The 25123-nt window shown below is 73.8% G+C and carries 15 protein-coding genes; 9 read left to right on the top strand and 6 right to left on the bottom strand.

Translation table 11 applies throughout. The features are described 5' to 3' along the window. Window positions 1-35 precede the first annotated feature (35 nt). The gene (locus tag Prum_RS41675; protein ID WP_173082670.1) at window positions 36-500 is read left to right on the top strand and encodes an Lrp/AsnC family transcriptional regulator; all 465 of its coding nucleotides are present in this window, start codon (window positions 36-38) and stop codon (window positions 498-500) included. On the opposite strand, the gene Prum_RS41670 is transcribed toward Prum_RS41675, so the two are convergent. Together Prum_RS41670 and Prum_RS41665 are read right to left on the bottom strand one after the other, a co-directional pair. Next, window positions 497-1960 (bottom strand): DUF7405 family protein, encoded by a 1464-nt coding sequence (locus Prum_RS41670; protein ID WP_218577615.1) that lies wholly within the window; start codon window positions 1958-1960, stop codon window positions 497-499. The two genes, Prum_RS41675 and Prum_RS41670, sit on opposite strands and share 4 nt — an antisense overlap. Further along, window positions 1957-9765, bottom strand: a complete 7809-nt coding sequence (locus Prum_RS41665; RefSeq protein WP_173082668.1) for an RHS repeat-associated core domain-containing protein — start codon at window positions 9763-9765, stop codon at window positions 1957-1959. The genes Prum_RS41670 and Prum_RS41665 overlap by 4 nt, the downstream gene beginning before the upstream one ends. 132 nt (window positions 9766-9897) lie before the next feature. On the opposite strand from Prum_RS41665, the gene Prum_RS41660 reads away from it, so the two are divergent. From Prum_RS41660 to Prum_RS41645, 4 genes are read left to right on the top strand one after another with little or no spacing between them, the layout of a single operon-like run. Then, window positions 9898-10422, top strand: coding sequence for a PadR family transcriptional regulator (locus tag Prum_RS41660; RefSeq protein WP_173082666.1), 525 nt, complete (start codon window positions 9898-9900; stop codon window positions 10420-10422). Continuing rightward, a complete protein-coding gene (locus Prum_RS41655) occupies window positions 10419-11108 on the top strand; it encodes an ABC transporter ATP-binding protein (protein ID WP_173082664.1) in 690 nt (229 codons plus the stop codon). Before Prum_RS41660 ends, Prum_RS41655 begins: the two co-directional genes overlap by 4 nt. A gap of 6 nt (window positions 11109-11114) precedes the next feature. Further along, window positions 11115-13202 carry an ABC transporter permease gene (locus tag Prum_RS41650; protein ID WP_173082662.1) on the top strand — a complete coding sequence of 696 codons (2088 nt, stop codon included), beginning with the start codon at window positions 11115-11117 and terminating at the stop codon, window positions 13200-13202. Window positions 13203-13213: 11 nt separating this feature from the next. Further along, entirely contained in the window at window positions 13214-13444 is a 231-nt protein-coding gene (locus Prum_RS41645; RefSeq protein WP_173082660.1) for a hypothetical protein, read from the top strand. Between the two features lie 112 nt (window positions 13445-13556). Here the strand turns inward: Prum_RS41645 and Prum_RS41640 are convergent, their stop codons facing one another. The 3 genes from Prum_RS41640 to Prum_RS41630 are packed head-to-tail and all read right to left on the bottom strand — an operon-like array spanning window position 13557 to window position 16600. Continuing rightward, window positions 13557-14210, bottom strand: a complete 654-nt coding sequence (locus tag Prum_RS41640; protein ID WP_173082658.1) for a hypothetical protein — start codon at window positions 14208-14210, stop codon at window positions 13557-13559. A gap of 10 nt (window positions 14211-14220) precedes the next feature. Then, entirely contained in the window at window positions 14221-15339 is a 1119-nt protein-coding gene (locus Prum_RS41635; RefSeq protein ID WP_173082656.1) for an NAD(P)/FAD-dependent oxidoreductase, read from the bottom strand. Beyond that, complete coding sequence (locus Prum_RS41630) at window positions 15332-16600, bottom strand: cryptochrome/photolyase family protein (RefSeq protein WP_173082655.1); 1269 nt, start codon at window positions 16598-16600, stop codon at window positions 15332-15334. Before Prum_RS41630 ends, Prum_RS41635 begins: the two co-directional genes overlap by 8 nt. 168 nt (window positions 16601-16768) lie before the next feature. On the opposite strand from Prum_RS41630, the gene Prum_RS41625 reads away from it, so the two are divergent. Together Prum_RS41625 and Prum_RS41620 are read left to right on the top strand one after the other, a co-directional pair. Continuing rightward, a complete protein-coding gene (locus Prum_RS41625) occupies window positions 16769-17365 on the top strand; it encodes a dihydrofolate reductase family protein (protein WP_173082653.1) in 597 nt (198 codons plus the stop codon). Between the two features lie 37 nt (window positions 17366-17402). Then, on the top strand, window positions 17403-18554 hold the full coding sequence (locus Prum_RS41620) for a lysylphosphatidylglycerol synthase transmembrane domain-containing protein (RefSeq protein WP_246278455.1): 1152 nt from the start codon (window positions 17403-17405) through the stop codon (window positions 18552-18554). On the opposite strand, the gene Prum_RS41615 is transcribed toward Prum_RS41620, so the two are convergent. Further along, entirely contained in the window at window positions 18467-19522 is a 1056-nt protein-coding gene (locus Prum_RS41615) for an SMP-30/gluconolactonase/LRE family protein (protein ID WP_173082651.1), read from the bottom strand. The genes Prum_RS41620 and Prum_RS41615 overlap by 88 nt on opposite strands. A gap of 178 nt (window positions 19523-19700) precedes the next feature. On the opposite strand from Prum_RS41615, the gene Prum_RS41610 reads away from it, so the two are divergent. Together Prum_RS41610 and Prum_RS41605 are read left to right on the top strand one after the other, a co-directional pair. Continuing rightward, entirely contained in the window at window positions 19701-21803 is a 2103-nt protein-coding gene (locus Prum_RS41610) for a GDSL-type esterase/lipase family protein (protein ID WP_173082649.1), read from the top strand. A 42-nt stretch (window positions 21804-21845) separates the two neighbouring features. Continuing rightward, entirely contained in the window at window positions 21846-25103 is a 3258-nt protein-coding gene (locus Prum_RS41605) for an AfsR/SARP family transcriptional regulator (RefSeq protein ID WP_173082647.1), read from the top strand. Window positions 25104-25123 lie beyond the last annotated feature (20 nt).

Genomic DNA, 25123 nt, shown 5'->3' with positions numbered 1-25123 from the left:
GCTCCCGATGGCCTATTTGAGATAGAGTTTTGCGCATGGATCGGATCGACAGAAAGATCCTTGCTCTGCTGGAGGCAGACGGCCGCCTCACCGTCACCGAGCTGGCCCAGCGGGTCGGCCTCACGCCGGCTCCGTGCCACCGGCGGCTGCGCGAGCTGGAGCGCTCCGGGGTGATCCGCGGCTACCGCGCCGTCGTCGACCCCGCCGCGCTCGGCCTGGGTTTCGAGGTCCTGGTGTCGGTGACGATGGACCGGGAGGACGCCGGCACGATCACCGAGTTCGAGCGCAGCCTGGCGACAGTTCCGGAGGTACGCCACGCGGAGCGGCTCTTCGGCGACCCCGACTACCTGGTCCGCGTCGCCACCGCCGACATCGCGGCGTACCAGCGGCTGCGCGACGAAAAGCTCGCCACGCTGCCCGGCGTGCAGCGGCTCACCTCGACGATCGTGATGAAGCGCGTCGTCAACGAGCGACCGTTCCCCATGGATCGCCCGCGCTAGGCCAGCTCCACCAGGGGAAACGCGCGGTGGCGACGGGGCGGTACGAGGAAGTTCTGCCGACGGGTGCAGGTGATGAAGCGCTCCAGCCCGTTGTCGTGCTCGGGCACCCGGTGCTTGCGGGCCAGGTCGACCGCCGCCTGGCTGCGCCGCATCGTGGCGAAGAAGTCGGCGCTGGGTACGAAGACGCTGAAGTGCAGCTTGGGCTGGTTGCCGCCGTCCGGCACGTCCAGCGCGTCGAAGCCCGGACCGTCCACCCGGATGTGCATGGGCGTGCCGTCCGGGGCGCGGGAGCTGCGTTGCAGGGTGGACAGGTGGCCCATGCGGCGTTCGCCCGCCGGCAGGCCGATGCCGCGGGCGGTGCGCTCGGCGTAGTCCGGGCCGCGGTTCTCGGCCGGCAGCAGGGTCGGCCCGCCGCCGTCAGTGAGGCGGTCGCCGCTGCCGGGGTGGATGGGCGGGGCGTGGAACATGTACTGCACCCGTTTGCCGAAGCCACCGTTCGGGCTCGGCGGGGTGGTCGCCGAGGCCATGTCGTAGTACTGCAACATGTCCAGGATCACGTGGGACAGGTGCTGGACGCCGCCGTTGTCGAAGTAGTCGCCGGGCCGGGCGGTGCTCAGCCGGGCGGACGGGTGGCCGGCGAAGGTGCAGATCGCCGGCGGGCCGGAGGCGCCCGCCTGCTGGTCGGAGAAGCCCATCCACATGGGAGAGTCGGGCTGGATGAATCCGGCGTACGGCAGCGTGTTCTGCTCGGCCACCGCGCGTGGCAGCCCGGCCTGGGTGAACATGTGCCGGCTGGAGGTGAGCGTGAGCAGGTCGCCGAAGGCCGGCGACGGCGTGTGGCGGCCGGCGAGCGTGTCGCTGCCGCGGATCCAGGCGAGCGCGTCCTGGATCACCGTGGCGCGGTCGCCGCGCAGGGTGAGGAGCAGGTCGTTGCCCTCGATCCGGACCGGGACGTTGAAGCGCCGCTTGGTGGCCGCCGGCACGTCGGTCGGCCCCGGCACCGCCTCCTCCAGGACGTACCGGCGCGGGTCGGCGCGCAGCCGGGGCATCGCCCGCGCCACCAGGTCCGGTGGCAGCCGGGCGAAGTACGGCAGTCCATAGGAGACGAACGTCATCAGCCCCGCCGCGCCGAACGCGTACCGGTCCTCCAAAGTAGACAGGACGCGGCGCAGCTCGGCCTGGTCCGCCGGCCCGGGCGTGCGGGACAGCGTCGCGGTCAGGAAGACGGTGTGCACCGGCGGGGTGACGACCGCACCGGCGGCGCCCGAGTCGTGCTCGGGCGTGCAGTAGGCGGCGACGTCGAACTGGATGTCCGGCAGCCCGCCGGCCGCCGGCGCGGACGCCCGCCGTGGGGCGCGCGCCACGGGTGCCGCCGCGCCGAGCCCGGCCAGCGCCATCGCGAGTACGCCGGCGCCGCGCAGCGCCGCCCGGCGGCCGACTGGGGAAGCCACGTCGCTCACTTCGACAGGTTCGGGAACATGCTCTTGTCCCAGATGTAGGTGTCCACCGTGACCTTGGTGTCCAAGGTGATGCTGCTCTTCGGGTCGCCGGCCCGTCGGATGATCTCGTTGATCCGGTGGTGCCCCTGCCCGATGAGACCGTCGTCGCGCAGCAGGACATGCTCGCCGCTGGACGGCTGGTTGAAGGAGCGGAGCAGGTCGTCGTCGTCCAGCCCGCGCAGCCGGTTGCCCTTGCTGGGGTCGAGGGTATGACTCGGCCGGGCGTCGAGGAGCTCCCGGACGGTCTTCTTGACCAGGCCGCCGCAGTTGTGCACCAGCAGCTGGCCGTCGGTGACGTAGTAGTTGTGGTCGCCGGCGACCTCGAAGTTGTAGACGGTCACCTGGGCGGTACGCCGGCTGATCGCGGTGATCGCGCGGGTGGTGCCGTCCCGGCTGAGCAGGCGGTCGCCCGCCTTCAGCTCGCCGGCGGCGACCCAGCCCCGGTCCGGCACCCAGAACGGGTGCTGCGGGGTGACCTGCACCGTCGCGTCGCCGGTGGAGATGGTGAGCAGCTCCTCGGCCGGCCGCTGGAAGAGCCCGGTGACGGTGCGCAGCCGGTTCTCGCCGGTGTCCAGGTCGCGGGCCCAGACCTTGTCGCCGACCTCGACGTCCTCGATGGGTTCGGCACCGTCCTCTGTGGAGACCGTCGTGCCGGCCGGGAAGCAGTTGCACGGCGCGGCGGAGGCCAGCCGCCGCAACGCCCCGCCGCCGCGGCGCAGCAGCGCGCCGGCGCCCGCGCCGAGCCCGCTGAACGCGGCGCCGAGCAGGAAGTCGGTGGCGGCGTCGCCCCAGGTGTACTTGCGGCCGGTGAGCTTGGCGATGAGGAAGCCCTCCAGCACGCCGGCGCCGCCGGCGAGCAGCACCGCCCCGCATACCGGGCACAGGCCGTCCGGATCGGACAGGTTGATCGGGTCGGAGTACGCGTAGTTGTAGAGGTTGGTGGTGCCGCCGGACAGGCCGATGGGGTCCTGGCTGAGGAAGCGGCCCAGTGCGGGGCTGTAGTCGCGGGCCCGGTTGTGCAGCAGGCCGGCGTCGGCGTCGTACTCGCGGCCGGCGTACTGCTGGGTGTTGGTGTCGTCCGCGCCGGAGGCGGTGACCGCGCCGTACGGGTCGTAGCCGTACCGGGTGACGATCTGCCCGTCCGGGTCGGTGAGCGCGAGGGTGCTGCCGAGGTGGTCGGTGATCGGGGTGCGGGCGTCGGCACCGCTGCCCCGCCGCAGGGTCTGGTCGGGCCCGCCGGTCCAGCGTGCGATCCCGCCCGCGCCGGTCAGCTCCCGCACCAGGTTGGTGCCGTCGTACTGGTACCGGGTGGTGGCGCCGGCGACGGTGCGGCTGGCCCGGCGGCCGACCGCGTCGTACGTGTAGGTGACGTCGTCGGCGGTGGCGAGCTGCCCGCGGGCGTTCCAGGTGTACGCGCTGGCGCCGTCGCCGGTCAGGTTGCCCTCGGCGTCGTACGTCAGGGCCTGCCCGCCGCGGCTGGTCATCCGGTTGTCGGCGTCGTAGCTGACCGAGGGGCCGGACGCCGGGATGGTGACCTGGGCCAGGCTGCCGGTGATCTGCTCGATCCGACCGGACGGGTCATAGCCGTAGCGCAGGTCGCCGATGCCGTCCCCGTCCGGGGTGGTGTACGCGATGGCGGACAGCTGGTTGGCGGCGTCGTACGCGTACGTGGCGACCGCGCCGGGGCGGCTGATCCGGGTGGCGCGGCCGGCGCCGTCGTGCTGCCAGGCGACCGTCGCCGCCCCCTGGGCCACGGAGGTGACCAGGCCGGAGTCGTCGTACGCGTAGGAGACCGGCGGCTGGCCCGGCACGGTCAGCTCGACCCGGCGGTCGGCGGCGTCGTACCGGTAGCCGACCGTCCCGTCCGGGCCGGTCTCGGCGACGACCCGGTCGTACGCGTCGTAGCCGTAGCGCAGCAGCCCGCCGCTGGTGTCGTCCACTTCGGACAGCCGGTCGACGGCGTCGTAGCGGTAGTCGACTGTGGACTCCTGGGTGGCGCCGTCGACGCCGTACCGGGCCCGGGTGGTGCGGCCGAGGGCGTCGTAGCCGAACGCCGCCACCGTGCCGCGCCGGTCGGTGAAGCCGGTGAGCCGGCCCAGCCGGTCGTACGCGTACCGGGCGGTGTTGCCCAGCGCGTCGACCGCGGTCGCCGTCCGGTCCTGCGCGTCGTACGTGAAGGCGCTGTCGTTGCCGCGGGCGTCCACGAGCCGGACCAGGTTGCCGTTGCCGTCGTACGCGTACGTGGTGGTGCCGCCCAGCGGGTCGGTCGCGGACAGCACCTCGTTGTCCGGGCCGTACCGCACCGACGTGGTGGCGCCCATGGGGTCGGTGACCGCGACGGGCCGGCCGACGGCGTCCAGGTGGGCGCGCAGGGTGCGGCCGAGCGGGTCGGTGGCGGCCACCAGGTCGCCGGCGTCGTACGTGTACGTGGTGATGTTGCCGAGCGGATCGGTGTACGTGGTGCGCTGCCCGGCGCCGTCGTACCCGGAGCGGCTGGTGCGCCCGGCCGGGTCGGTGACGGCGGTCAGGTTGCCGGCCGGGTCGTACGTGTAGCGGGTGGTGTGGCCGAGCGGGTCGGTGACCGTCAGGGGTTGGTCGTACCAGCCGCCGTAGCTGAACCGGACGGTCCGGGCGTCCGGCGTGCCGGCCCGCTCGGTGACCTCGACGGGGTTGCCGCGCTCGTCGTACGCGTACGTGGTGACCCGCCCGTACGGGTCGGTGATGGTCGCGGGCTGGTGGGTGGACGGGTCCCGGGCCACGGTGGCCCGCCGTTGCAGGGGCGTGCCGGCGGCCAGCGTCTGCGCCACCATCCGCCCACGGGCGTCGAACTCGGTCTCGCTGACCACGCCTTCCGGGTCGGTGACGGCGGCCTTCGTGACGGCGCCGCTCGCGTCCGTGGTGTAGGCGAACTGGTACGTGGACCCGTCGGCCAGGGCCTGGGTCTGTACCCGCCCGGCGGCGTCGTAGGAGTTGGTCAGGTAGGTGATGCCGCGCGGGTCGGTGATGGTGGTCATCCGGTCGCTCGCGTCGTACCCGTAGCCGGTGGCGCGGCCGCCGGGCGTGGTGACCTGGGTGAGCCGGCCGCGCGCGTCGTACGCGTAGCGGACGATCCGGCCGCCGCTGTCGGTGGCCTGGACGACCCGGTTGCCTGAGTCGTAGCTCAGCCGGATCCACCGGCCGCCGGGCGAGGTGATCTGGGTGATGTTGCCGGACTGGCCGCCGGAGGAGCGGGTGATGGTGATCTGGTTGCCGTTGCGGTCCCGGATCGCTTGCAGGGGCGCGTTTTCGCCGAACACGTACGTGGTGCCGTCGGCGCTGGCCAGGTCCCAGCCGTTGCCGTTCCAGCGGATGGTGCTGTTGCGGAACGGGCCGGTGGTGTCGACGGCGCCGAACACCGCGTCGGACCAGGAGGTGCCCGGGCTCGTCCGGACATAGTGGACCTTCGCGCTGTCCGGGAAGACCAGGTCCACCTCGGTGTACTCGTGCTGGGAGTGCAGGAACACGCCGTAGGTGAAGTTGGTGCCGAGGCCGAAGGCGCGCATCGCGGCGTCCTGCGGCCGGTAGGTGCGGGTGACGGAGATCGGCATGACGTCGGGCACCACCAGGTCGGTGTGCGTCTCGACGAACAGGCCGCTGCCCAGGTCGACCGGGTCGCCGCCGCTGGCGCCGTCCTCGTCGGGGCCCTCGCCGGCCGGGCGCATGCCGCTGCCGTTGAACATCGCCCCGGTGAACTCCCACACCCGTACGCCGGGGTCGGGCACGACCTGCTTGCCGTCCGCGCTGACGGTGCCGCGGCCGTAGACGTACCAGCCGGCCTCCGCGCCGGTCGCCGCGCACGCCGGCGGTGCGGTGGCGGGCCGGGCCGCCGTCTTGCGCGGGTACGACTTGACCGGCGCCGGTCGGCACGGCACCCGCTGCGGGTCGTAGTCCCAGAAGTCCAGCCGGGTGCCGGGCGCCAGCCCCTGGGTGTTGGGGTAGACGACCTGGGCGCCCTTGGGCAGGATCACCGCGCCGCCCGGCTGGACGGTGAAGTACGCCGGGGTCTGCACGCCGTGCGGCAGCGGGAACGGCGGCTGGTCCACCGGGATCGGCGTGATCGACAGCTCGGTGACCGGCTTGCCCTGCCGGTCGGTGACCACCGACCCGCGCGGCAGGCGCACCTCGAAGCCGGGGATCAGCGGGGTGGTCAGGACGGTCTGGGCCTTCGTGGTCGGCGACGGGATCCGCACCGCGTGCGCGGTGTCCAGCCGGGTCATCCAGATCGGGTACGGCAGCGCCTGCACCCGCCCGGCGGACACGTCGACGCCGACCTCGTACCGCCCGAACGACCGGCCCGGGGTGTTGGCCGTCGACCCGTCGATCACCAGCACGTGGTGCCCGGCGGCCAGCCCGGTCAGCAGGAACCGGCCGGTGTCGTCGCTGCGCACGGCGCGGCGTCCGATGTGGAGGGTCGCGCCGGGCAGCGGTCCGCCGTTGAGGAGCAGCACCTCGCCGGAGACCCCGGTGCTGCCGGCGGGCGCGGGCAGGGCCGGGCGGCCGGTCTTGGCCTGCGCGTCGGCCCGGTGGCTGCGCCAGTCCGCGCCGGCCAGGTTGAACCGGTCGGGTACCCAGGTCTCGGACCGGTCCGGTGGTGGCGCGGCGGCGCGCGGGCGGCGCTGCAGGGCCCGCTCCTGCGCCGAGACGGCCGGCGCGCTCAGCACCGCCGGGGCGGCCGCGGTCACCGCGGCGGCGGCGGTCGTGCTGGTCACCGCGACCGTGGAGCTGCCCAGGTTGGTCGAGTCCGGGTTGACCAGGATGGTGTACGTGCCGGCGACCGGCAGCGTCACCGTGGCCAGGTTGCCGCTGATCCCGCACCAGCCGCTGGCCAGCGTGGTGCCGTCCGGCCGCCGCAGGTACGCGGTGACGTAGTGGTTGGCCCCGTACGTGCCGGCGGTGCAGCGGACCGTCACCGCCTGGCCGGCGGTGCCGGGGAAGGACACCACGGCGTTCTGGCCCATGACCGTGGTGGTGACGGTCACCGCGGCCCCGTTGACCGTGGTCGCCGCCGCCGCGTCCGGCGGTACGCCGTACAACTGGACGGTGACCGAGCCGAGGTTCTCGCCGCCGGCGTTGATGAAGAGGGAGTACGTGCCGTCGACCGGCAGCACGGTGGCGTCGAAGAAGCACGTGGTCCCGCAGTAGGCGCTGGTGATCGTGCTGCCGTCCGGCCGGCGCAGATACGCCTCCACCGCGTAGTAGGTGGCGAACGTGCCGCCGGTGAACCGGATCGAGACGCGCTGGCCGGCGGTGCCGGCGAAGGAGACCAGCATGTTCTGGCCCGGCACGGTCGCCGTGACGGTCACCGGCGGGCCGTCCACCACCGCGGTCGCGGCGTCGTCGGGCGGCACCGCGTTCATCCGCACGGTGACCGATCCGGTGTAGTACGTGGCCGGGTTGAGCAGCAGCGTGTAGGTGCCGTCGACGGTCAGCGTCGCCGCGTCGAAGTAGCAGGTGGTCCCGCACCAGGCGCTGGTGATCGTGCTGCCGTCCGGCCGGCGCAGGTACGCGTCGAGCGTGTAGTACGGGTTGAACGTGCCGCCGCTGAACTTGACCGAGACCCGCTGGCCAGCGGTCGCGGCGAACGAGAGCACCGCGTTCTGGCCCGGCGCGGCCACGGTGACCGTGACCGGGTCGCCGCCGGGTGTGATGGTGCCGGTGAGGTCGGCCGGCACCTGGTACACCCGTACCTGCACCGACCCGGTCAGCGGGCCGGCGGGGTTGACCAGCACGGTGTACGTGCCGTCGACCGGCAGCGCGAGGGTGTCGATGAAGCACTCCACGCCGCACGGCCACTTCGAGGCGAGCGTGGTGCCGTCCGGCCGGCGCAGGTACGCGTCGACGTTGTTGCTGCCGCCGAACGCGCCGCCCTCCAGGCGTACGGCGATCCGCTGGCCGGCGGTCCCGGCGAAGGACAGCACCGCGTTCTGCCCCGGCGTGGTGAGCGTGACAGCGACCGGGTCGCCGCCCGGGGTGAGGACCGGCGTCGGGTCGGCCGGCACGGCGTACACCTGAAGGGTGATCGCGCCGATCTCCTTGGTGGCCGGATCGACCACGACGGTGTAGGTGCCGTCGGCGGGCAGCGCGGTGGTGTCGAAGAAGCAGCCGGTGTTGCACCAGGCGCTGGTGATCGTGCTGCCGTCGGGCCGGCGCAGCACGGCGGTCATCGCGCCGTAGAAGCCCGGGTACGCGCTGGCGGTGAAGTTGACCGAGATGCGCTGGCCGGCCGTGCCGGGGAAGGAGACGACCGCGTTCTGCCCGGCTACGGTGGTCACCCGGACCGGGTCACCGCCCGGCGTCGTGCTCGCCGCGACGTCCGGCGGGACGGCGTAGACCTGAGCCGTCATCGGGCCGGCGTTGGTGCCGGTCAGGTCGTACACCAGGCTGTAGGTGCCCTCGACGGGCAGCACCGCGGCCTCGAAGAAGCACCCGGTGCCGCAGGTGAGGCGGGACATCACCACGCCGTCGGGCCGCCGCAGGTACGCGTTCGCGCGGTCGTAGTTGTTGAACGAGGTGCCGCTGATCATGGCCGCGACCCGCTGGCCCGCGGTGCCGGGGAAGGTCACCACGGCGTTCTGGCCGGGCGCGGTGGTGGTGAGCGTGACCGGGGCGCCGCCGGCCGTGGTGGCGGCGGTGACGTCCGCGGTCACCTGCGTGAAGAGCGCGGTGACCGCGCCGGTGACGGTGCCGCCGGCCGTGATCAGCAGCGTGTACGTGCCGGCCACCCGCGCGGTGACCGAGTCCAGGTAGCCGGTCGTGGACAGGCAGCTGACCTCGCTGATCCGCCGGCCGTACGGGTCCAGGAGCTTGGCTGCGAAGCCGCAGGACGGGAACGTGCCGGCGGACAGGGTGGTGCTGACCCGCTGGCCCTCGGCGAGGTCGACCAGCAGCATGCCGATGTCGCCGGCGGTGCCGATCGTGACGGTCCGGGCGGTGCCCACCGCGGTGCGGCCGGTGTACACCACGTCGGTGGCGGCGTACGGCGACGGCGCCACGAACACGTCGGTCGTGCTGTCGGCGCGCCCGGTCGGCGTACGGACCCGGAGCCGGCCGGAGCTGGCGCTGAGCGGCGCCTGCACGGTCAACGACCCGGCGGCCGCCGCCTGGGTCGCGGCCGCGACCTGCCCGATCGTCACGCTGTTGTGGATGCGCTCGGCGGCGAAGCCGGCGCCGGTGACCGTGAGCGTGCCGCCGGCGGCGACCACCGCCGGGGAGACCGCGGCGATGCTCGGGCCCGCGGGCCCACTGTCCACGGTGAACGGCTCCGGGCCGGTCGCCGTCTGGCCGGCGACGCTGACCGTGACGGCGCCGGTGGTGGCGCCGGCCGGGACGGTGGCGACCAGCCGGTACGGCGACGCCGACGTCACCGTGGCCGGCTCGCCGTTGAACCGCACCTCGTTCTGCGCCGGGGTGGCGGAGAAGCACCCGCCGGTGATCGTCACCGGCGTGCCGGCCGGCCCGTGCGCGGGCACCAGCGCGCGTACCGAGACGGCGGGCGCGCCGAGGTTCTCGACCGCGGTGGTGTTGCCCACCGCGTCGTAGCCGTACCGGACCGCCCGCCCGTCCGGATCCGCCGCGCCGGCCAGCCGGCCGGCCGCGTCGTACCCGTAGGACACCGCGTCGCAGGGTGCGGCGGCGCTGGCCGGCGCGGGCGGCTCCCCCACCACGGCGGCCACCGGGCCGATGACCACGACGCTCAAGAAAGTCGCGATGGTTTTCTTGGTCCGCACGGCCGCACCTCCTGCGAAAGAAAGTGGCCGAACCGTACGGGCCGGCGCCGGCGGCGGGACAGAGCAAAGCGAGTACCCAGACGGCGGGGCGCTCTTCCCGTCGGGTATACCCGACGGGTATAGTCCTGGGTCATGACCGTGGGGTACGCGCTGCTGGGCCTGCTCGAGGAGGCCGAACGACACGGCTACGACCTCAAGCAGTCGTACGACCGCCGGTTCGGCGGATCCCGCCCGGTGCGGTTCGGTCAGGTCTACCGCACGCTGGCCCAGCTCCAGCGCGACGGCCTGATCGAGGTCTCCGGCGTGGAGGCCGGCGCCGGACCGGAGCGCAAGCGCTACTCGATAACGGCGGAGGGGGTGACCGACTTGGAGCGCTGGCTGTCCGAGCCGGAGGATCCGCAGCCCCAACTGCAAGCCGTGCTCTTCCAGAAGGTGGCGCTGGCCCTGCTGTCCGGCCGTTCCGCCGAGTCCTTTCTGGACAGCCAGCGCGACCGCCACCTGGCGGCCATGCGCGAGCTGACCGCCGCCCGGCGCACCGCCGCACCGCAGGACGCGCTGCTCATCGACTACCAGCTCTTCCACATCGAGGCCGACCTGCGCTGGATCGACCACGCCGCCGGGCGGCTGGGCACCCTGGCCGAGGAGATACAGCTATGAGCCCGCTGCTACACGCGCACGGGCTGCGCAAGAGCTTCGGCCCGACCCCGGCGCTGCGCGGGGTGGACGTCCAACTGAAGGCCGGCGAGGTGCTCGCGGTGATCGGGCCCAGCGGGTCGGGCAAGTCCACCCTGCTGCACTGCCTGGCCGGCATCCTGACCCCGGACGCCGGCGAGGTGACGTACGACGGCAGCCGGCTCGACCTGATGCCGGACAAGCGACGCGCCCAGTTGCGGCGCACCGAGTTCGGCTTCGTGTTCCAGTTCGGACAGTTGGTGCCTGAGCTGCCGGTGCTGGAAAACGTCGCGCTGCCGCTGCTGCTGGGCGGGCACAAGCGCCGGGCCGCGGTGGACACCGCCTGGCGGTGGCTGACCCGGCTGGGCCTGGACCCGGTGGCCTACGGGCTGCCCGGCGAGCTGTCCGGCGGCCAGGCCCAGCGCGCCGCGATCGCCCGGGCGCTGGTCGCCGGCCCGCGGCTGGTCTTCGCCGACGAGCCCACCGGCGCGCTCGACTCGGTCGCCGCCGACACGGTCATGGAGCTGCTGGTCGACGTGGCGAAGGCGGCGCGCGCCGGCGTCATCGTGGTCACCCACGAGGCGCGGGTCGCGGCCTACGCCGACCGCTGCATCACGGTACGGGACGGGCGCGTCGCGTACCCGGCGGCGGTGCCGGCACGGGGAACGTGAACGGCGGTGCGGACGCTCGCGCTCGGGGTCCGGATCGCCTTCGCGGGCGGCCGGGAGAGCACCGCCCGGATGGTGCTGATGGCCGGCGGCGTGGCGGTCGGCGTGGTCCTGCTGCTGCTCAGCCTCGCCACGCTGCCCGCGATGCAGGGCCGCATCGACCGCCTGGCCTGGCACCGCACGTCCGCGGCGAGCGCGCCGACCGCACCCGATCCGGCGCTGTGGCTGCCCGTCACCGACTGGTACGACGGCCGGCAGGTCATCCGCATCCAGGTGGCCGCGCTCGGACCGCGCCCGCCGGTGCCGCCCGGCCTGGACCGGCTGCCCGGCCCCGGTGAGGTGGCGGTCTCGCCGGAGCTGGCCGAGCTGATCCGTCGCGTGCCGGACGACCAGTTGCGCGACCGATTCCCCGGACAGGTGACCGGCACGATCGGGCCGGACGGGCTGATCTCCCCGGAGGAGCTGGTCGCCGTCGTCGGCCGTACGCCGCAGCAGCTGCGCGACACGGCCGGCGCGTACGAGATCCGCGGCATCGAGCAGCCGGGCGACGTCATCGACCTGCGCGGCATCATCCAGGTGATGATCATCCTGGTGACCGTGCTGATGGTCGGCCCGGTGGTGGTCTTCGTCGCCACGGTCACCCGGGTCGGCGCGGCCCGGCGCGAGCAGCGGTTCGCCGCGATCCGGCTGGCCGGGGCGACGCAGGGGCAGACCGGCGTGCTCGCCGCCACCGAGACCGCCCTCGCGGCGATCGTCGGGGCCGGGCTGGGCTGGGGCGGCTTCCTCGCGCTGCGCGCGGTCGCGACACGGCAGGTGACGATGGACGGCACCCTGTTCTTCGCCGACGACCTCACCGCGCCGGCCTGGCAGCTCGCGCTGGTACTGGCCGGGATGCCGCTCGTCGCGGTGGCCACCACCCTGGTCTCGCTGCACCGGGTGCGGATCACTCCGCTGGGCGCCCGCCGGCGCCGGCGCCCCCGGCCGCCGCAGGGCTGGCGGCTCATCCCGATCGCCGCCGGCACCCTGGGGATCGTGCTGGCGAACCGCAGCGTCGACGACGAAACGGCCCAGCTGACCGCGCTGGTGCTCGGCGTCGGCTCGCCACTGTCCATCCTGGTCGGTCTGGTGCTCGCCGGCCCGTGGGCGTGCATGTGGGTCAGCCGCGGGATGGCCCGGCTCAGCCGCCGCGCCACCACGCTGATCGCGGCGCACCGGATCGCGTCCGACCCGTACACGACGTTCCGTGCGGTCGGCGGGGTGGCGGTCGCGGTGTTCGCGGTGACGCTGGGCGCGACCGAGACGCCCGATGTGGACGCCGGCGCCCGGCCGGTGCTCGACCCCGGCGTGGTCGCCATCGAGACGCGCGGCGCGCCGGACGCCGCGCTGACACCCCTGGCGACCGCGGACGCCGTGGTGGCGCGGGTCCGCCCGGGCGGCCAGCTCGTCGTCCGCTGCGCCGACCTGGCCCGGGTCAGCGCGCTGACCTGCCCGCTGCCGGCCCGGCTGGCGGCCGGCTCCCATCCGGTCGACCTGCCGTCCACCGGGTACGCCGAGCCCGAGCCGGGCGACCAGAGCCTCCCGATCCACGCCATCTACGTGCCCACCGACGGCAGCACCGCGGCCCGGGAGCGGGTACGCACCGCCGCCGCGGCCGCCGCGCCGTACGCGCTGGCCCGCACCGCTCCAGAGTGGACGTACGACCCGGACTGGGAGCTGGACGGGGCGGGCAACGGGCTAGCGCTCGTCCTGGCGTTCGTGCTGCTGGTGGCGGCATGCAGCCTGACCGTCGCGGTGGTGGCCGGGCTGATGGAGCGCCGGCGCCCGTTCGCGCTGCTGCGCGCCTCCGGCGTACGCCTCGGCGAACTGCGCCGCATCGCCATGCTGGAGACCGCCGTGCCGCTGGTGGTCACCGTGCTGGGCGCGATGCTCACCGCCATGGCCATCCAGTACGTCATCAACCCGGACGCCTGGCGGCTGCCCGGCGCCGGCTTCTTCCTCGCACTCGGCGGCGGCGTGCTCGCGGTGCTCGCCGTGTGCACGCTCACCTGGCCGCTGATGGACGTGGCGACCCGCCACCACACGATGCGCTTCGAGTAGGAGGTCCACCCGTGCGACGTCCCGCTTCGCTGCTCCTGCTCGGCATGGTCCTCAGCGGCTGTGGCGCCGTCGACCTCGGTGGGGGTGGTCCGGTGGAAGGCGTGCCCGGTTCCTCGGCCGCCCACCCCGCCATCACCGGCGCACCCGTGCTCGACCTGCCCCCTGGCGCCGCCCCGCGCCGCCCCCGCGGCGCGCCGATCAAGGCTTTCCGCGCCGATCAAGGGCATATGGCCGTGCTTTGATCTCTTTTCCACGACCGTTTGCCCTTGATCGACGCGAAAGTCCTTGATCGCCGCGGAGCGGGGCGGGGCGGAGCGGCGTGGGGCGGAGCGGAGCGGCAGGGGGCGGCAGGGGTTAGGCGCGGGTCAGGGTCCAGGTGATGCCGCTGTCGTCGGCCGGTGCGAGGATCAGCGTGCCGGCCCGGCACTCGTACGTGCCCTTGCCCAGGAACGGGTCGACGTCCACGACGTTGCCGGTGTCGCCGGCCCCGTCGCCGAGGTAGTCGCCGATCCGCACGTTGTCGAAGACCCGCAGCCGCAGCGGCTCGGTCAGCTCGACGGTCAGCCGGGTGTCGCCCCACTCCACCGGCGGGACGGGCTCCCACGTACCCGTCTGGCCGGCTCCGGTGCGGACGGTCCCGGCCACCCGGCCGGCGTACGTGAACTGGCCCTTGACGTCGGCGCCGCCGACCTGGGCGGCGAAGTCCACCGGTCGCATCTGGGCGAAGTCGGCGGTCACGGCGCCGTTCGCGCCGATGGTGACCGCGACGCCGCTGCCACCGCTGAGGGTGGCGCTCGCGCCGCCGCCGCTGGCCGATCCGCGCGCCTCGGTGCTGGTCCACGAGCCGGTCAGGCACGGCGCCGCGGTGCCGGTGGCGGCGGGCGCGGGCGTCGTGGTGGCGGACGGGCTGGCGCTGGGCGACGAGCCCGCCGGGTCGGGGATTTCGCAGCCGGCCGCGGTCACGCCGGCGGCCACCACCGCGAGGGTCGCCAGTACTGGGGTACGCATGCCCCCTTCGCTACCCGGGATCGACGGATCGAAAACCGCCAGCATGCGCCGCGAGGCGCTCGAAGCGGAACGCGGACAGGGCCGCGTCCCGGTCCTCGCCGAGCGCCTCGGCGGCGACCAGGTCACCGGCGTGCAGGCAGAGGGTCGCGCCGCTGTGCGAGACGGCGAAGTGGAAGTTGGGTAGGTCGGCCACCCGGCCCAGCACCGGCAGGCCGTCGCCGGGGATGGGCCGCCGCGCCACCCGGACGCTTTCCACGCCCGCGTCCCGGATGCCCGGGTAGAGCGTCCGGCCGGCGGCCAGCACCCGTGCCGCGGCCGTCTGCTCGTCGGCGCCGTCCGTGTCGGGGTGGTGCAGCAGCAGCAGCCCGGCGCCGTCCGGACGGAGGTGGACGTGCGGGGCGTGCACGACGCGGGACACGGCGACCGCGGCCGGCGAGGTGTAGACGAGCACGCCGCGGGTGTTGCGCATCGGCAGGACCAGGCCGGCGAGCTCGGCGATCCGGGCGGCCTGGGGGCCCGCACAGTTCACCACCGCGTAGGCGGCCACCTGCCGTCCGGAGGCGAGCCGGACCGCGCGGACCGCGCCGGCGGCCAGCTCCAGGCCGGTGACCGCGTCGTGGCGGATCAGCTCGGCGCCGGCGGTGACCGCACGGGCGAGCAGGTGGGCGATCAGGCGGGTCGGCTCGATCCAGCCCTCGCGCGGATACGAGGCGATCCCGTCGGCGGGCAGCGCGGCCGGGTCGAGGTCGGGTTCGAGGGCGACCGCCTCCGCCCGGGTGAGCCAGCGCGCCTCGTACCCGTAGTCGAGGACGCCCGCGACCTTCTGGCGCAACTCTTCGCGGCCCTGCTCGTCGGCGGCCCACTCCAGGTTGCCGCCCTCGTGGTACCAGTCGCTGTGCGGCACGCCGGCCGCCAGGTCGCGGTGCGCCGCCATGCCCGCGACGCTCAGGTCGTGGTAGCTGCGCGGCTGCTTGCCGCAGGAGTTGGTCCACGAGAACGTCGCGCCGGAGGTGCCGCCCGCGGGCACACCGCCGTCCACGACGGTGACCCGGGCGCCGCGCCGGGCCAACGAGTGCGCCACCGCCGCACCGTAGAGGCCGGCGCCGATCACGACCACATGCTCAGCCATGCGATCCACCGTCCACGATGGGCGGCGGATAGTCCAGGCGCCGCGGGTCGGGCAGCCGCCACGGCTCGTGCACAGCGGGGCCCGGCACGCCGGCCAGCTCCGGCAGCCAGCGGCGTACGTAGGTGCCGTCCGGGTCGAAGCGGTGCGCCTGCCGGACCGGGTTGAACCGGCGGTACGGCTTGGTGTCGTTGCCGGTGCCGGCGACCCACTGCCAGTTGCCGCAGTTGTTGGCGACGTCGGCGTCCAGCAGCCGTTCGGCGTACCAGCGGGCGCCCTCGCGCCAGTCGAGTGCCAGGTGCTTGGTCAGGTACGCGGCGGTGATCAGCCGGGCGCGGTTGTGCAGGAAGCCCTCGGCGGCCAGCTGCCGCATGCCGGCGTCGACGACCGGTACGCCGGTGCGCCCATGCCGCCAGGCGTCCAGCGCCGCCGGGTCGTGCCGCCACTGCTCGGTGACACCGGGCCGGTACGGCTTGTCGGGCAGGTCGGGAAAGGCGGCGAGCACCTGGTGGTAGAAGTCCCGCCAGCACAGCTGGCGCACGAACGGCTCCACGCCGACGGACGCGGCGGTGACCGGGGACAGGCAGCCGAAGTGCAGGGCGGCGCTGAGCCGGGAGGTGCCGTCGCCGGCCAGGTCGTCGTGCCGGTCGGCGTAATCGGCGGCCGCGGGTCGCCAGGCCGCGAGCCGGTGCCGCGCCACGGTTTCGCCACCGGGTACGTCGTGGTCGGGCAGCTCGCCCGGCGCCAGGCCCGGCGGCAGCGCGATGCGGCGTGGTGCCGGCAGTTCGGCCCTACGCGGGTACGCCTGCCAGGCCCGCCAGTACGGGGTGAACACCTTGTAGTGGTCGCCGCCGCCGCTGGGTCGCAGGGCACCGGGCGGCACCACGCTCACCCCGTCGAAGAGCTTGAGCGCGAGCCGCTCCCGCGCGCAGGCGGTGGCGAGGCGGCGCTGGCGGTCCGCGGCATACCGGCTGGCGTCGGCGGCCAGGCCGATGCCGAACGCGCCCGCCGCACGCGCGACCCGGACCGCCTCGGTGACCGGGTCACCGTGCCGGATGACGAGGTCGCCGCCGCGCTCGCGCAGCGACCCGCGCAGGTCGGCGAGCGCCCCGGCCAGGTAGCGGTGCCGGTGCGCGCCGGCGCGGATCCGCGGGTCCAGCACGAACAGCGGCACCACCTGGTCCACCATCGCGCAGGCGGCGTGCAGGGCCGGGTTGTCGTGCACCCGCAGGTCGCGCGTGAACAGGACAACAACTGTCCGCATCAGACCGCCAATCGACGCACAAAACGACGCAACTCGTACTCACGGTAGCGGCCGCGATGGCCACCCGATCACCACGCCCCTCCGGGACACGGCGGCGCGCGACGCGCTCACCCGTACGCTGGCCCATCTGGGCTAGTTTCGTCCCGACTGAACGCATTGGAGGCTCCGATGAGCAGCGTCGTATGCGACATTTCGATCTCCGCCGACGGGTACGCCGCCGGCCCGAACCAGACCCGCGACAAGCCGTTCGGCGACGGGCCGATCGAGCGCCTGCACGCCTGGATGTTCGACACGCCCGACGAGAACAAGGCCGAGGTCGACGCCATCGTCGCGGCCGGCGCGTTCATCATGGGGCGCAACATGTTCGGGCCCATCCGCGGCCCGTGGGACCTGGACTGGCAGGGCTGGTGGGGCGACGACCCGCCGTACCACAGGCCGGTGTTCGTGCTCACCCACCATCCCCGCGACCCGCTGCCGATGCGCGGCGGCACCACGTTCACGTTCGTCACGGACGGCATCGAGTCGGCGCTGGCTCAGGCGCGCGCCGCCGCGGGCGAGCAGGACGTGGCGATCGCCGGCGGGGCGTCGACGGTCAACCAGTACCTGCGCGCCGGCCACATCGACGAGCTGCGCACCCACGTCGCGCCGGTCACGCTGGGCGCCGGCGAGCGACTCTTCGACGGCGTACCGGCCCTGGACCTGGAGCTCGCCTCGACCCGGGGCGCCACGCTCGTCACGCACATCACCTACCGGGTGCGGCCCTAACAGCGTTCTCACAGGTCGGCACGAGATCATGGAGGTCATGGCGGCGGCCCGGCGGTGGCGGCGGTGGCGGCTCCCCCTGATGGTGGCCGTCGCGGTCGCCGGCATGGCCGTGGTCTTCCTGAGCGGGCGGCTGCCCGACCCGCGCGAGCTGCTCACCGCGCTCGCCGGCGCGGAGTACGGTTGGGTCGCCCTCGCCGCGCTGCTGCAGGCCGTTTCGCTGGCCGCCTTCGCGTACCAGGAGCGCCGCGTCCTCGCCGCCATGGGCGTACGGCTGCGGCACGGCCAGGCCATGTCGATCACCCTCACCCGGGCGGCACTGGCCATCGCGCTGCCCGCCGGCGCCGCCGTCGCCACCGGGTACGCCGTCCGCGAGTACCGGCGCGCCGGAGGCACCCGCGAGATCGGGGCGGCCACCGCGGTCGTGTCCGGGATCGCCGCCATCGGCGGGCTCACCATCCTGTACGTGGGTGGCGGCGCCATCGTCGTGGCCGAGCAGTCGACGACGTTCCTGAGCTGGCAGCCGCTCGCGGTGGTCGCCGCGCTCACCGCCCTGACCTTCGGCGGCGTGGCACTCGGCCGGCGGATGTCGCGCTGGTCCGCGCAGGGCGGACGGGTGCCGCGCTACCTGCGCCGCCCGCTGGCCGCCGCCCGGGACGCGTGGCAGGCCGGCGCCGCCCTCCGTGGCCGGGACTGGGCGGCGGCACTGGCGTACGCGACGGTGAACTGGCTCGCCGACCTGCTCTGCTTCGCCGCCGCCACCCGCGCGTTCGGCCTGCCGATCAGCCTGGTCACGCTCGGCGGCATCTACCTCGCCGTCCAGGTCGTACGCCAGGTGCCGCTCACCCCCGGCGGCGCCGGCGTCGTGGAAACCACCTTCGTGGCGGGCCTGACCGCGGCGGGCGCCACCGCCATCCCCGCCACCGCGGCGGTCCTGGTCTACCGCCTGCTGTCCTGCTGGCTCCTGATCCCCATCGGCGGAGCCGCCGCCCTGACCCGCCGCCCCGCCCTGCGCCGTGGGCTCGCCTCCCCGCGCCGCAGCGTCGCCGCCCTGCGCCGATCGAGGGCGAACGACGCGAAAATCCCTGATCCCGAGGCGGGGTTCTATCCCCCGACCCAGTGCGGCAGCGGCGCGCCGGGGACAGGCGATCGGAAGGTGGGCAGCGAGGTCCCACCGAGGGACCCGACGTAGACGGTGCGCAGGTCCGGTCCGCCGAAGGTGACGCTGGCCATCCGCGGTGCCAGTCCGTCACCCGGCCTGGCGTCGAGGGCTCCGCTGGCGCCGCTGGTGGCGGCGGACACCAGGGCGTCCTTGACCGCACGGTCGCCGTCCTCCCAGATCGTGAGCACGTCACCCTCGGGAGTGATCGCGACCAGTCGGTCCTTGCCGATCAGCGTCGTCCACAGATTGCCGTACGCGTCGAAAGCGAACCCGTCGGGCGCTCCGTGCAGGCGCTCGGGCCCGTAGATTTCGCGGCCGGAAAGGCGCCCGCCGGGTTCGACCCGGAAGCGGGTCATATGGTCGGCGCCGGTCTCGGCGACGTAGAGCCACCGCCCGTCCGGGCTGAAGCGAACCTCGTTCGCCCCGCCCAGGTCGGTGGCGACCACCCGAGCCGGCGCGGGCGTGCCGGCGGACCAGTCGTCGACGACGGCCAGGTACCCGTCCGACTCCACGGCCCGCACCCGGTCGCGCCACGCCTGCGCCGAGGCGGTGACCGAGAACCACAGGCGGCCCTCGGCGTCGAACGCGGGAAAGTTGGCCTTGCCGATCGGCCGGGCGGTGCCGTCGGGCCACATCACCGTGTCGGCGACCAGGGACCAGTGCCCGTCGCGGGTGAGGTGCTCGATCCGGTTCGTGCCGAAGTTGGCGATGACGAAGTCGCCGCCGGCGTCGAAACAGAGCCCGTTCGGCATCGAGAAACCCTGGTTGCCGTCGATGTTCGGGTTCTCGTCGGGAGCGAACGGCCCGCCGCCGTCGCGCGGACGGATGACCTCCTGAACAGCGCCGGGATCGATGTGCACCACGCCACCGCCGAGGTCGGCGACCCACAGGTCGCCGGACGGCTGGGCAAGCACACACTCGGGACGGCGAAGGCCAACCCCGGTGAGCGTGATCTCGGCGGGGTCTACCGACCAGCCGGCCAGCGGGTTGTCGCTCATTCGATCATCGTGCGGCTGGTCGTGGCACGCCGGAAGCGGGTCCTTACAGATCGCAGCCATGGCCAGCGCCGATACCTGCTCCGTTGTTGATCACGACGCAAGAAACACTCAAGGTTTTGCGCAGGTCCGCCCACCACACTGTCCCCACAGGACCGAGCCACCCGATGAGGAGAGCGGCATGGCGGGCAGACTGTGGCGGCGCGGTGTGGTGGTCGGCGGGGTCGTTCTCGCCATGGTGCTGTCCGTGGGCGGGGTCGCGCTCGCCGCCGCCCCGCTGCGCCTCATGGTGGTGGGTGACTCGATCAGTCAGGGTTCGTCCGGCGACGTCACCTGGCGGTACCAGCTCCATCAGCATCTGGCCCGCTCCGGGGTCTCCTTCGACCTCGTCGGCGACCGGACGGACCTGTACAACAACATCACCAACCAGCACGGCGACCAGAGCTACCCGTACGCGTTCGACCGCGACCACCACGCGCTGTGGGGACGGGCGCTGGCACAGGAGAAGGACACCATCCAGGCCGCGGTGGCCGGCAACGGGGCCGATGTCGTCCTGGTGCTGCTCGGCATCAACGACGTGATCTGGTTTTCGCACAGCGCGGCGCAGATCGCCGACAACATGCGGGCTTTCGTCACCAACGCGCGGGCGGCCAACCCCGCCGTCACCGTCGTCATTGGACACACGCTGTCCCGCTGGGACCCGTTCGCCAGGACGTACCTCAACGTGGCTCAAACGGCCGACATCAACGGCCGGTACGACGCGCTGGCGGCGGCGATGTCGACGTCGACCTCGCGGGTGGTCAGCACGGCGAACCCACCAGGCTGGGATCCGGCGGTACACACCTGGGACGGCACGCACCCCAGCTCGACGGGCGAGGCGCGCATCGCGGCCGCGTTCGCCAACGCCCTGAGCGGCGTCGGCGTCGGCGCCGCCTACTCCGGGCCGGTGGATGTGACCTGGCCGTGGGCCGGGCCGGCGGTGAGCGCCACGTCGCTGGACCGCGCGGTCCGACTCAGCTGGTCGGCCACGCCCGGCGCGAACGCCTATGTGGTCGAACAGCGCAACATCAAGCCGTTGAACGAGGCCGGCTTCACGCGGCTGCCCATCCCCATCGAGGGCACCACCTGGACCACGCAGGGCCTCGCCGGAATGGAGGTCGACTACCGGCTGGTGCCGAGCAAAGGGCTCATGGAGGGCCTGCCGGGCGGCCACACCCGCGCCCTGTACGGCGGCGCCGCGCCGGGCCCGGTGACCCTCGACGGCGCGCCCGGCTCCACCGACAACACGGCACGCCTGTGGTGGTCCTCGACGCCGAACGCGACCGGCTACTACATCGAAGCCATCGACCTGGCCCGCGGTCCGGACACATGGACGCGGCTGCCGCTCCCGGTGACGGCGACGTCGTTCGATCCGGGGCTGCTGTACGCCGGCTCGTGGTACCGGTGGCGGATCGTGCCCGTCAACGGGCTGCTGGAGGGTCCGCCGTCCAGCCCGATCGAGATCCGCACCACGGGCGCGCCGTACTACACCCGCTTCTTCGCCCTCGGCGACTCGTTCTCCGCCGGCACGGGCAACCTGAACTCCATGTACGAGGCGTGCTACCGCTCCCCCACCGCCTGGCCGTACATGGCCAGAGCCCCGTGGGAACCGGCCACCGAGCTGCTGGCCTGCGCCGCCGCGACGGTGGCCGACGTGCGCGCCTCCCAGCTGGGACAGATCCCCTGGCACGGGCAGGGTCCGACCCTGGTCACGATGACCATCGGGGGCAACGACGCCGGCTTCGTCGACGAGCTGCTCAACTGCGTCATCGGCGCGACCTCGTGCACCACCCGGGAGGCCGCCTTGGCGACCCGGATCGACGGGCTGTACAGCCGGCTCCGGACGCTGTACCGGGACATCAGGCTGCGGGCGCCCGGCGCCGACATCTTCGTGGCCGGCTACCCGCAGCTCGTGGCGCCGCAAGGATCCTGCTCGATCCTGCTCGGCGGCCTCGACGAGGCCGAGCGGGAAATGATCGGGCGGCTCGGCGCCCGGCTGAACATCGTCATCCAGGCGGCCGCCACCGCCGCCGGCGTCGTGGCCTTCACCACCAACGTGACCACCCGGTTCAGCGGCAGCCTGCACGCCGCGTGCGGTACCGAACCGTGGATCAACAACCTCGTCATCGGCTACGAGATCTCGTCCTTCCACCCGCACGAGGCGGGAAACCTGGGGTACGCGCTCGCGCTCAACGACTCGCGGATCCTGCTGAACACGACCGGCGCCGTCCGCGAGGCACCATGACGAAGGCTTGAAGTCGCGAACGGCAACCGCTATGCCAGGAGCATGGCGACGGAGTTCGGGGTGCTCGGCGATGTCGAGATCCGCGTCGATGGCGTCCCGGTCGACGCCGGCCCCGCCCAGCAGCGCCGGGTGCTCGCGGCCTTGCTGGTGGACGCCGGCAGGCCCGTCCCGGTCGACCGGCTGCTGGGCCGCGCCTGGCCGGACGGCCCGCCGAGCCGGGCCACCCTCTACAGCTACCTGTCCCGGCTGCGCCAACTGCTGGCCCCCATCGGAGTACGCCTCGCCCGGCGGGCCGGCGGCTACGCCCTGCTGACCGATCCGGAGTCCATCGATCTGCACCGGTTCCGCGGGCTCGTTGCCGAGGCCCGCGCCGCGCCCGCCGACGAACGCGCCCACGCGCTGTTCACCCGGGCGCTCGCGTTGTGGCGCGATGACGCGTTCGCCGGCCTCGACGGCGCGTGGCTCGACGGGCTCCGCGACGCGCTGAGTCAGGAGCGGCTCAGCGCCGCCCTGGACCACCACGACGTGTTGCTGCGCCTCGGCGAGTACGCCGAAATGCTGTCCGGGGCGGCCGCCGTCGCCCTCGCGCATCCGATGGACGAGCGGCTGGCCCGCCAACTCATGCTCGCCAACTACCGGGCCGGCCGGCCGGCGGCCGCGTTGGACCAGTACCGGCGGATCCGGCGCCTGCTGGTCGCGGAGCTGGGCGCCGAACCCAGCGTCGATCTGGAACGGCTGCACCGGCTCATCCTCGCCGCCGATCCGGCACTCGCCGTCGACCTGGCGCGGCCGCCGTTCCCCGCGCTGCTCCCGCCCGACCTGCCGGACTTCACCGGACGCACCGACCAGGTCGCGGCGTTGGCCGAGTGGCTGGCACCCGGCGACGGGCACGGACGCACGGCGCTCGCCGTGGCCGGCATCGCCGGCATGGCGGGCATCGGCAAGAGCGCCCTCGCCGTGCACGTCGCGCACCAGATCGCCCGGTCCTACCCCGACGGCCAACTGCACATCGACCTGCGCGGCGCGGAACGCACACCGCCGGACCCCGCGGACGCGCTCGCGCTCTTCCTCCGCGCCCTCGGCGTCGACTGGCGGGCGATCCCCACCGACCCCACCGAACGGAAGTCGCTGTATCGCAGCCTGATGGCGGACCGCCGGATCCTCGTCGTCCTCGACAACGCCGCCTCCGCGAAACAGGTCAGGCCGCTGCTGCCCGGCGCGGCGACGTGCGCGGTACTCATCACCAGCCGGCCGCGGTTGACCGGATTGGAGGGCGCCCGCTGGATCGAGCTCGGGACGCTCTCCGCGGCCGGGGCGACCCATCTGCTCGGCCAGATCGCCGGCGAGGATCGGATCACCCGGCAGCGGGCCGACGCCGCCGAGGTGGTGCGCCTGTGCGGCGGCCTGCCGCTGGCCATCCGGGTGGCCGGAGCCCGCCTCACCGCTCGCCCCGGCTGGCCGCTGGCGCACCTCGCCGCGCTGCTCGGCGACGAACGGCACCGGCTGGACCAGTTGGCGACCGGCGACCTGGCGGTCCGCGCGTCGCTGGCGTTGAGCTACGAGGCGCTGGAGCCGCCGGCCCGGCGCCTGTTCGGCCTGCTCGGCCTGTTCGACGTGCCGGACTTCACCACCTGGCTCGCGGTCGCCGTGCTCGAGACGTCCAGCCACCGGGCGGACCAGTGCGTCGAGTCCCTTGTGGACGCCCAGCTGCTCACCCTGGTCGGCAGCGACCGCGCCGGCCAGCTCCGGTACCGCCTGCACGACCTGGTAAGGCTGTTCGCCCGCGAACGCGCCGAGGCCGACCTGACCGCCGAGCAACGCATCCGGGCGCTACGGCTCGGCCTTGGCGGATGGTTGGCGCTCGCCGAACGGATGGCTCCCCACGTGCCCGGCCCCTGCTACGCACCGATCAGCGGCTCCGCGCCGCGGCCGCCCATCGCCCTGGAGAGTGCCGGCGTACCGCCGCCCGATCCGGTGCGCTGGTTCGACGCCGAACGCGCCGCGCTGCTGTCCGCGGTACGCCAAGCCTGCGACCTCGGCCTGGAGGAACTCGCCTTCGACCTGGCCGGCTGCCTGGAGAAGTACTTCGACCTGCGCGGCATGTACGCCGACTGGGCGGCGACCAACAGCCGGGTCATGCGCGCCTGCCAGCACGCCGGCAACCTGCGCGGCGAGGCCGTGATGCTGCGCGGGCTGGTCGACGTCCGCACCTGGATCGCGGACGCCCCACCCGACCAGGCGATGACCGAGTCCGGGGCCAGTGCCGAGCGGCTGCTGGACATGTTCACCCGGCTCGGCGACGCCCGCGGTATCGCGGACGCCGAAGTCACCCACTCGTGGGCGCTCACCGCCCAAGGCCGCCACCTCGACGCCCTCGACGCCGCCACCCGCGCACTGCACCGCGCCGAAGGCGCCGCCCACCCCGGCGGGCAGGCGCGCGCCCACGTGGCCCTCGCGCTGGCCCACCGCGAACAGTCCCGGCTCGACCGCGCCGTCACGCACCTGACCGAGGCGCTGTCCGCCGCACGCCGCCTGGGCAACGCCCGGTACGAGGCGACCGTCCTGCAGTTCCTCGGCATCGGCCACCTCGAGATGGGCGACCTGGACTCCAGCGAGCGGCACCTGGCCGAGTCGCTGGCCATCTCCCACCGGTTCCGCGACAACTACACCGAGGCGCTCACCCTGCTCGCCCTCGCCCGCCTCCAGCTACGGCGCGGCGATCCCCGCGCGCGCGTCCACGCCGACGCCGCGCTCGCCATCGCCCGCGAATACCACATGCCCCACCACCTCGCCGACGCGCTCGCCGTGCTGGGTGAGATCGAGCTCGCCCACGGTCGGCCGGCCCAGGCGGCCAGCCTGCTGACCGAGTCCGTCGCGATCTGGCGCACCCGCGGCTGGCTCTCCTACCAGGCCGCGACGCTGACCACACTGGGGCGCGCGTACGCGAGCATCGATCCGCCAGCCGCGCGACGCGTGTTCAACGAGGCCCGCGCCCTCTACCTGCGCCTCGGCCACACCAGCAAAGCGAACGACGTGACCGGCCTACTGACCCAACCCACCCCGAACCACCATAGCCCCGCCCGGCGCCGTCGCGTCGATCAAGGGCATATGGCCGTGGTCCGATCTCCAATCCACGACCGTATGCCCTTGATCGACGCGAAAGTCCTTGATCGGCGAGGCAGGCCAGGGCTGGGCGCGGGCCGAGTTCTGAGCTACCGCGACGCCCGTCGCGGCAGCTCAACATCTTTCGATTTTCCTCACCCGCGCCGCAAGACGCCTCGAGCACGTTGCACCTCTTGATCTTTCTTGGTGGGGCAGGG

It is taken from the genome of Phytohabitans rumicis (genome assembly GCF_011764445.1).
GTDB lineage: Bacteria > Actinomycetota > Actinomycetes > Mycobacteriales > Micromonosporaceae > Phytohabitans > Phytohabitans rumicis.
Note: the sequence above shows the minus strand (reverse complement) of the source record. Positions and strands in the feature narration are given on the sequence as shown.